Origin of the sequence: Actinoplanes sp. NPDC051633, assembly GCF_040681735.1 — a bacterium.
Classification (GTDB): Bacteria; Actinomycetota; Actinomycetes; order Mycobacteriales; family Micromonosporaceae; genus Actinoplanes.
Genome location: NZ_JBFAZH010000313.1, coordinates 1 through 7,258, shown reverse-complemented (window position 1 = coordinate 7,258; position 7,258 = coordinate 1). Strand labels below are relative to the sequence as shown.

Annotated in this window: 7 protein-coding genes; 2 read left to right on the top strand and 5 right to left on the bottom strand. The window is 71.2% G+C overall.

Features of this window, described 5'->3' with window-relative positions:
- Window positions 1–48: 48 nt before the first annotated feature.
- The 4 genes from AB0M20_RS18830 to AB0M20_RS18815 all read right to left on the bottom strand — a co-directional run bounded on the left by AB0M20_RS18830 (window position 49) and on the right by AB0M20_RS18815 (window position 4,051).
- Window positions 49–513, bottom strand: coding sequence for a hypothetical protein (locus AB0M20_RS18830; RefSeq protein WP_364299727.1), 465 nt, complete (start codon window positions 511–513; stop codon window positions 49–51).
- A 126-nt stretch (window positions 514–639) separates the two neighbouring features.
- Window positions 640–1,977 carry an MFS transporter gene (locus AB0M20_RS18825; RefSeq protein WP_364299733.1) on the bottom strand — a complete coding sequence of 446 codons (1,338 nt, stop codon included), beginning with the start codon at window positions 1,975–1,977 and terminating at the stop codon, window positions 640–642.
- A 77-nt stretch (window positions 1,978–2,054) separates the two neighbouring features.
- Window positions 2,055–2,501: a MarR family transcriptional regulator gene (locus AB0M20_RS18820; protein WP_364299731.1), complete on the bottom strand. Its 447-nt coding sequence runs from the start codon at window positions 2,499–2,501 to the stop codon at window positions 2,055–2,057.
- Between the two features lie 74 nt (window positions 2,502–2,575).
- Window positions 2,576–4,051 carry an NCS2 family permease gene (locus AB0M20_RS18815; protein WP_364299725.1) on the bottom strand — a complete coding sequence of 492 codons (1,476 nt, stop codon included), beginning with the start codon at window positions 4,049–4,051 and terminating at the stop codon, window positions 2,576–2,578.
- Window positions 4,052–4,208: 157 nt separating this feature from the next.
- Between AB0M20_RS18815 and AB0M20_RS18810 the strand changes: the two genes are divergently transcribed.
- Window positions 4,209–4,415, top strand: coding sequence for a DUF2530 domain-containing protein (locus AB0M20_RS18810; RefSeq protein ID WP_364299729.1), 207 nt, complete (start codon window positions 4,209–4,211; stop codon window positions 4,413–4,415).
- Window positions 4,416–4,449: 34 nt separating this feature from the next.
- Here the strand turns inward: AB0M20_RS18810 and AB0M20_RS18805 are convergent, their stop codons facing one another.
- Entirely contained in the window at window positions 4,450–5,271 is an 822-nt protein-coding gene (locus AB0M20_RS18805) for a DUF3027 domain-containing protein (protein WP_364299723.1), read from the bottom strand.
- 103 nt (window positions 5,272–5,374) lie between these two features.
- Between AB0M20_RS18805 and AB0M20_RS18800 the strand changes: the two genes are divergently transcribed.
- Window positions 5,375–7,252 carry an MFS transporter gene (locus AB0M20_RS18800; RefSeq protein ID WP_364299721.1) on the top strand — a complete coding sequence of 626 codons (1,878 nt, stop codon included), beginning with the start codon at window positions 5,375–5,377 and terminating at the stop codon, window positions 7,250–7,252.
- Window positions 7,253–7,258 lie beyond the last annotated feature (6 nt).

Below are 7,258 nucleotides of genomic sequence, written 5' to 3'. Positions count from 1 at the left end.
GGATGGCCTCCTGGGCTACCACTGTTATCAGAACGCCTGCCGCCGCGGTCAGCCGCGGATGGCCAGGCCGGCGGCGGTCAGCTCCTCCTCGATGCGGAGGCGCTCGATGTCGCGGTCGATGTCGGCGAGGGCGAAGAGGCGGTGCGAGATCGCGAGGTAGTGGCAGGCGGCCTGCAGCCAGCGGTCGTACGCCCGCTCGATCGCCGCCGCCCACAGCCCAGGCTCACCCGCACAGCGCACCCGGTCGAGCCGGCGCAGCTCGGCGACCACCTGCTCGATGGCCGGCCAGCTCTCCATCCGGCTACCCATGCCGCACCCGCAGGCGCCGACCGCCCGCTCGACCACCGCGCCGGCGAGCCTCCGATCGAGCACCCGCAGCACCGGGCCGTCGAGCCGCGCCCGCCGCACCCAGGCCCGCCGCACCGCCTCGCCCTGCGAGCGGAGCAGCGCACACGTCAGACACAGCAACGCAATCAGCGCTGCGGCGAGCACCACCGTGTGCGGAGTCATCACCAAGCGACGCTAAGCGGCAGGCGCCATCCCAAACCACGACCGATCGGACGAGTCGTGATGCCATCCCAGAGTGTGTCCCACCCTGCGAACCACCATAAAGGACGGAAATGAGGGTGTATTAGCAGCTCAGGCGGCGGTTCGGACCTTGGGCTCCAGAACCGGTTCCGGCGACAACGCGGCCGCGGCGGGAGTCGGCTCCGGCGCGGTGCGCACCAGCCTCAGCGACGGCCGCGGCCGGACACGCGCGCGGACCCGGTCGCCGCTGTGGCGCAGCTGCCAGATCAGTGCGGCCACGCCGGCGGCCAGGCTGACCAGCCCGGAGCCCCAGAGGCTGGCGGGCACCCCGAAGTGCTCACCCCACCAGCCGGCCAGCGTCGCCCCGATCGGCGTCGTACCCAGGAAGAGCAGCACATAGAGGGCCATGACGCGACCGCGGTACGCCGAGTCGACGCCCATCTGGACCCGCTGGTTCGCCGTCTGGGCCAGGTAGATCGAGAAGAAGCCGGTGGGCACCAGCAGGATCATCGCCACGATGAACGACGGTGCGAACCCGACCGAGATCTCGAACGCACCGAAGAGGATCGCGGCGACGACGACCTTGTAGACGCCCGGGCGCGAACGGCGCCCGCTGCCGGCCAGCGCCCCGCCCAGCGCGCCGACCGCGAGGGCGGTGGTGAGCAGCCCGAAGGACGACGGCCCGGCATGGAAGTCGATCTTCGCGAGCGCGGCGAGGGTCACCGGGAAGTTGAAGCCGATCATGCCGACCACGAACATCAGCGCCATCGGCAGCACCAGGTCCTGCCGCTTGAGCACGTAGCGCAGGCCGTCGACGATCCGGGTGTCGTCGGACTCCGACGGCAGCGCCGAGCGCAGCAGGTCGGCGGTCCGCATCAGCAGGTACGTGAACACCGGCGCGATGGACAGCGCCGTCGCCAGCAGGAACACCGGACCGGTGCCGATCAGCGCCAGCGCCACACCCGCCAGCGCCGGGCCGCCGATGCGGGCGGTGTTGAAGGTGGCCGCGGACAGCGACAGCGCGTTCGGCAGCAGCCGCCGCTCGACCAGCTCGGACACGAAGGCCTGCCGCACGGGCGTCTCGATCGAGTTGGCGATGCCGAGCAGCGCGGCGAAGAGGAAGACGTGCCACAGCACCACGACGCCCGAGGCGACCAGGATCGCGAAGACGATCGCGGTGACGGCGAACATGGCGTTGGAGATGATCAGCAGCGTGCGCTTGTCGTACCGGTCGGCGAGCTTGCCGGCGAAAAGGGTCAGCAGCAACACCGGCGTGAACTGCAGGGCGGTCACTATCCCCAGCGCGCCCGGTGAGTTGCCGGAGAGGTCGAGCACCAGCCAGTCCTGCGCCGTGAACATCATCCAGACACCGACCAGCTTCACGAGCTGCCCGACGGTGAACAGGCGGTAGTTGCGGATCTGCAGGGACCGGAAGGTCGTGCTCAGCACTGCCACGTGGGCTGCGCCTCCTCAAACTGGTACGCGTCATCAACATGTGACGAAGCGACCCGGGAGACGTCGGCCGATCAGGCCCGGGCGACCTGCTGCATGATCTCGGCAGCTCGCACGAGCACGTCGCGTTCATCCGGGCTGAGCCGGGCCAGCTGCTGCGCCAGCCACTCGTTGCGCGTCCGCTCGAACTGCGCGTAGATCGCCCGGCCCTCCTCCGTGGCGGCCAGGATGACCTGGCGCCCGTCGGTGGGATGCGGCGTACGCGCCACAAGCCCCCGCTCCTCCAGCTTGCCCACGATCTTGGTCATCGTGGGCGGCTGGACCCGCTCGACGTCGGCCAGCTCCCGTGGGGTCAGCGCGCCGGCCAGCTGGAGGCTGGTCAGCGCCGAGAGCTGGCTGAACGTGAGATCGCCGACCGGGCGTTCCTTGCGGATCCGTCGGTTGAGCCTGGTGATCGCATCGCGCAGCATCGGGGCGAGATCCTCGCCCGTCGTGCGTTCCGTCGTCACCGACCGCTCCATCACGTTCCTTAGCCTAGCTAATGAGCTTGGCTAACGACATCTGTCCGGACTATGACCTACCGCACCGCACCGGGCTAGCCGATCAGCGATTCCAGCGGCCCACGCAGGAAGTACAGCACGAACACGACGGCCACCGCGTAGAGCAGCGGGTGAACCTCACGCGATTTGCCGACGGCCAGCTTGATCACGACGTACGAGATGATCCCCGCGCCGATCCCGTTGGAGATCGAGTACGTGAACGGCATGAGCGTGATCGCCAGGAACGCCGGCACGGCGATCTCGTAGTCGGTCCAGTCGATCTGCCGGACCGCCGTCATCATCAGGAAGCCCACCAGCACCAGCGCGGTCGATGCGGCCTCGAACGGCACCACCGTGACCAGCGGCGCCAGGAACATCGCCAGCAGGAAGAGCGCGCCGGTGACCAGGTTGGCGACGCCGGTGCGCGCGCCCTCGGCCACACCGGAGGCGCTCTCGATGTAGGAGGTGTTGCTCGACACACTCGCCGCGCCACCGGCGGCCGCGGCCACCGAGTCGACGAGCAGGATCTCCCGGGTACGCGGCGGCATGCCCTCGGAGTCCAGCAGGTCACCCTCCAGCCCGACCGCCACCATCGTGCCCATGGTGTCGAAGAAGTCGGTGATCAGCAGGGTGAAGATGAACATGATGACGACCAGCCACCCGGCCCGGCCCCACGAGTCGAGCACGTTGAACTTGCCGATCAGCGACAGGTCGGGCAGGTCGAAGATCTTGTCCGGCAGCGCCGGCACGTTGAGCGACCAGCCCTTGGGGTTCGGCTTGCCGTCCACGAAGGACGGACCGACCTTGGCGATCGCCTCGACGATGATGGCGAGCACCGTGCTGACCAGGATGCCGATCAGGATGGCGCCGCGCACCCGGCGCACGAACAGCACGATCGTGAAGATCAGACCCAGCACGAAGACGAGCGCCGGCCAGCTGGTGAGCTTGCCGCCGATGCCCAGCTCGACCGGCACGGTGGTGTTCGCCGCGTCCGGCATGCGCCGCACGAAGCCGGCGTCCACCAGCCCGATGATCATCAGGAAGAGGCCGATGCCCACCCCGATCGCCGTCTTGAGCTGGGTCGGCACCGCCCGGAACACCGCGGTGCGCAGCCCGGTCAGCACGAGGATCCCGATCAGCACGCCCTCGATCACCACCAGGCCCATCGCGTCGGCCCAGGTCATCTCGGGCGCGATCTCGTAGGCGACCAGCGCGTTGACGCCCAGCCCGGCGGCCAGCGCCAGCGGGAACCGGGCCACCACGCCCATCAGCAGGGTCATCAGGCCGGCCACGAAGGCCGTACCGGCGGCCAGCGCGGCGATCGGCAGCGAGCCGCCGACGGCGTCCACGCCCGCACCGAGGATCAGCGGGTTCAGCACCACGATGTAGGCCATCGTGAAGAAGGTCGCGAACCCGCCGCGGACCTCCCGGCCTACCGTCGAGCCGCGGGCAGAGATCTCGAAATACCGGTCAAAACCGTTCTTGGGCGTACGCGACGCTGCGACATCCCGGTCGGCGGAAGTAGTGGACATGCGCGTGCCCCCAGTGGCTCACGAGGTTCGATGCGCGCATCGTGTCAGACTGCCGATGTCGGCAAAAGATCGGCGATGTTACGAACGTGTGGACTACCCGCCGCCGCGTACGCTGATCAACGTGTCCAAGCCCCGGCCCGAGCCGCTCGATCCGCCGATGGTGCCCTTCGCACTGGGCGGCATCGCCGCCTTCGGCATCGCCGCGCTCATCTGCTGGCTGGCCGGCGCACCGACCACCTGGCTGTGGATCTGCCTGGCCGGCGCCCTCTGGGGCATCCCCGGCCTGCTCACCATGCTGCGCCACGACGCGAACCGGCGCCGCCGCCGCGCCTTGACGCACCCGGTTTACCGAGTACACGAGTGAATCGCGATCGCCCGCGGAGCGAAGCGGAGCCAGATCAACTGTGGCCGTAGTCCTCGGCCGGCTCGGCCTCCTCGACCGATCCGTGTGAACGGCTGACCGCGACGGCCTCCACCTCGGAGTCGTCGTAGACCGTCGGCAGCTCCTCGACCGGGACCTCGGGAGTGCCCTGCAAGGCCTCGGAGTGCGCGCCGCAGCCGTGGTCGGCGCTGACCGCGCGGGCGTCGTCGGGGGCGAACAGGTTGCCGCACACCCCGAACATGCCGCGCATCGCGCCGGCCAGCGGGAGATAGAAGCCACAGGTGCCGCAGCGGGCGTTGCGCGGTGCGGCGGTGGAGATGGCGGCGTCGGGGCCGGACTCCCCGTCGTACCAGCGCTGGGCCGTCTCGATCCGTCCCTCGAGCGACATCACCCGGGACCGGCCGAGGCCCAGCTCCCAGGACACCTCCTCGACCGCGGGGTCGTCGCTCAGGACGTAACCCTGGGCCAGCCGGTCGTCGTCGGGCGCGGTCGGCATCAGGTCGCCCACGCCCAGATCGCCGGCGCGCAGCCGCTCGTTCCAGGGCAGCCAGCCCGGGGCGAGCAGGGCGTCCGGCCCCGGCAGCAGGACCGTCTCGCAGACCGTCACGTGCCGGCTGCGTGGCACCCGGGTGACGGTGACCGCCCAGCGCCAGCCGCGATAGCCGGCCAGGTGGCTCTCGAAGAAGTGCGTCACCACCCGGTCGCCCTCGGCGATCGCCTCCAGGTGCTCGCCGACATCGGCCGGATCCACCTCGGTGATGGCACCCCGAGCGATCCCGACGGCATCGGCGCAGACCTGGTCGAGTTTGGCGGCACGAGTGGTGGTCCTGGTGGTCACCGGGCCATTGTCCCCTATCGGGCCGTGCCGACCACAACGACTCCCCCGAATAGGAGCGCGCGGGATGGGGACGAGGTCGCGCGGATCAGTCAGGATGGTTCCCATGCCGTTCCTTCCCACCCTCGGCCGGATCGTCGGGACCGGTGTGCGCGCGTCGCGCATGCTGGTGCGAGGCGGGCTGCGCGGCGGTAAGTGGGCGACCCGCCGCGTGGGGGACGCGCGGGCCAAGGGAGCGGCCAACGAGGTCGGCATGGTGCGGCTCTTCGATCTGCACGCGATCTCCTGCGCCGGTGACGCGCTGATCGCGATCGGGCTCGCCGGCACGATCTTCTTCAACGTGCCCCTGGGCGAGGCGCGCAGCAAGGTGGCGCTCTACCTGCTCATCACGATGGTCCCGTTCGCGCTGCTGGCGCCGGTGGTCGGCCCGCTGCTCGACCACTTCCGGCACGGCCGCCGCTATGCGCTGGCCACGACGATGCTGGGCCGCGCCTTCCTGGCGTACGTGATCTCCGACAACCTGCTCGGCTTCGGCCTCTACCCGGCCGCCTTCGGCGTCCTCGCGCTGTCGCGCGCCTACGGCGTCGCGCGATCCGCCGCGGTTCCCCGCCTGCTGCCGGAGGGCGTGGGCCTGTCGCAGGTCGGGGCCAGAGCGAGCGTCTACGGTACGTTCGCCGGCGCGGTCGTGGCCCCGATCGGGCTTGCCGCGTTCTGGTTCGGCCCGCAGTGGTCGCTGCGCGTGGCGTCGTTGATCTTCATCGTCGGCATGGTGATCGCACTGCGGCTGCCGCCGCGGGCCGACTCGGATCCGCCGGAGGCCGTCCCCCGCCCCTTCCGCACCATGCTGCGGCTGCGCCGCGGGGAGGACCGGCCGCTCTCCGGCAGGCTGGTCGTCAACACGCTGATCGGCAGCGCCAGCCTCCGCCTGCTCTACGGCTTCCTGCTGCTCTTCTTCGCCTTCGCGATCAAGGCCGGCGAGCTGGAGACCACCATCTTCGGCCGCGACGTGGGCAGTCAGGTCGCGGTCGCCATGGTCGGCGGCGCGCTGGTGGCCGGCACGTTCCTGTCCACGGCGATCGGCACCCGGCTGCGCATCCGCCGCCCGACCGCGATGCAGTCCAGCGGCCTGACCCTCACCGCCGGCGTGGCGGTGCTGGCCGTCGTCTTCTACAACCTCGGCATGGTGGCGTTGCTGGCTCTGGTGGCCGCCACGTTCAGCGGCATCTCGAAGCTGGCGATCGACGCCAGCATCCAGGAGCGCGTCCCGGAGCGCCTGCGGGCCAGCGCCTTCGCCCACTCCGAGACGGTGCTGATGATCGCCTGGGTGCTGGGCGGCGCGATCGGCATCATCCCGCTGAACGGCCGCCTCGGCGTGGCCCTGGCGGCGGTGATCACGGTGGCCGCGGCCATCGGGGCGGCAAGGGTGGCGACCCGCCTGCGCGGCGAACGCCTCCACGGCCGTCCCGACGGCTCGGCGGCGGACGCCGCGCCGAGGCCCGGCGGCGCCACGGCCGACGAGCCCGGGCCGGCCGGGAACGCGTCCGAACCCACCGACCCCTGGCCGGACGCGCCCACGGTGGCTCCGGCCGATCGGGGCGCGCCGCTATCGCCGCCGCGGCGCCGGGCGTCCACCGGCGACCGGACCACCATCCGGCAGCCCCGCGTGCGGGGTACCGATCAGACCACAGTGGACCACCGCGGGCGGGACGTCGACACCGAGCTCAACCCGACCCTGGTGGACGGTCCGTCCGGGCCGCCGCCGACGCCCGCACCGGAGGCGCCGAAGCGCCGGTTCGGCCGACGCCGCAAGGCACCCGCGCCGCAGCCATCCGTCTCCGCGCCCGCGCCATCGCAGCCCGCGACCCCCGGCCCCGCGCCGCAGAAGCCCGCGGACGCCGCGCTCGCGCCGCCGGGCTTCCACGTGTACCGGCCGTCGTCGGCCGGCGGCTCCAGCGAGGGCGGCGACCCGCGGGACGGCCGATGACGGTCC

What these genes read in the sequence shown, in the direction of transcription:
- AB0M20_RS18820 (WP_364299731.1), bottom strand. Translation starts at nt 2,501, where the DNA reads ATGGAGCGGTCGGTGACGACGGAACGCACGACGGGCGAGGATCTCGCC.
- AB0M20_RS18815 (WP_364299725.1), bottom strand. Translation starts at nt 4,051, where the DNA reads ATGTCCACTACTTCCGCCGACCGGGATGTCGCAGCGTCGCGTACGCCC.
- AB0M20_RS18810 (WP_364299729.1), top strand. Translation starts at nt 4,209, where the DNA reads ATGGTGCCCTTCGCACTGGGCGGCATCGCCGCCTTCGGCATCGCCGCG.
- AB0M20_RS18800 (WP_364299721.1), top strand. Translation starts at nt 5,375, where the DNA reads ATGCCGTTCCTTCCCACCCTCGGCCGGATCGTCGGGACCGGTGTGCGC.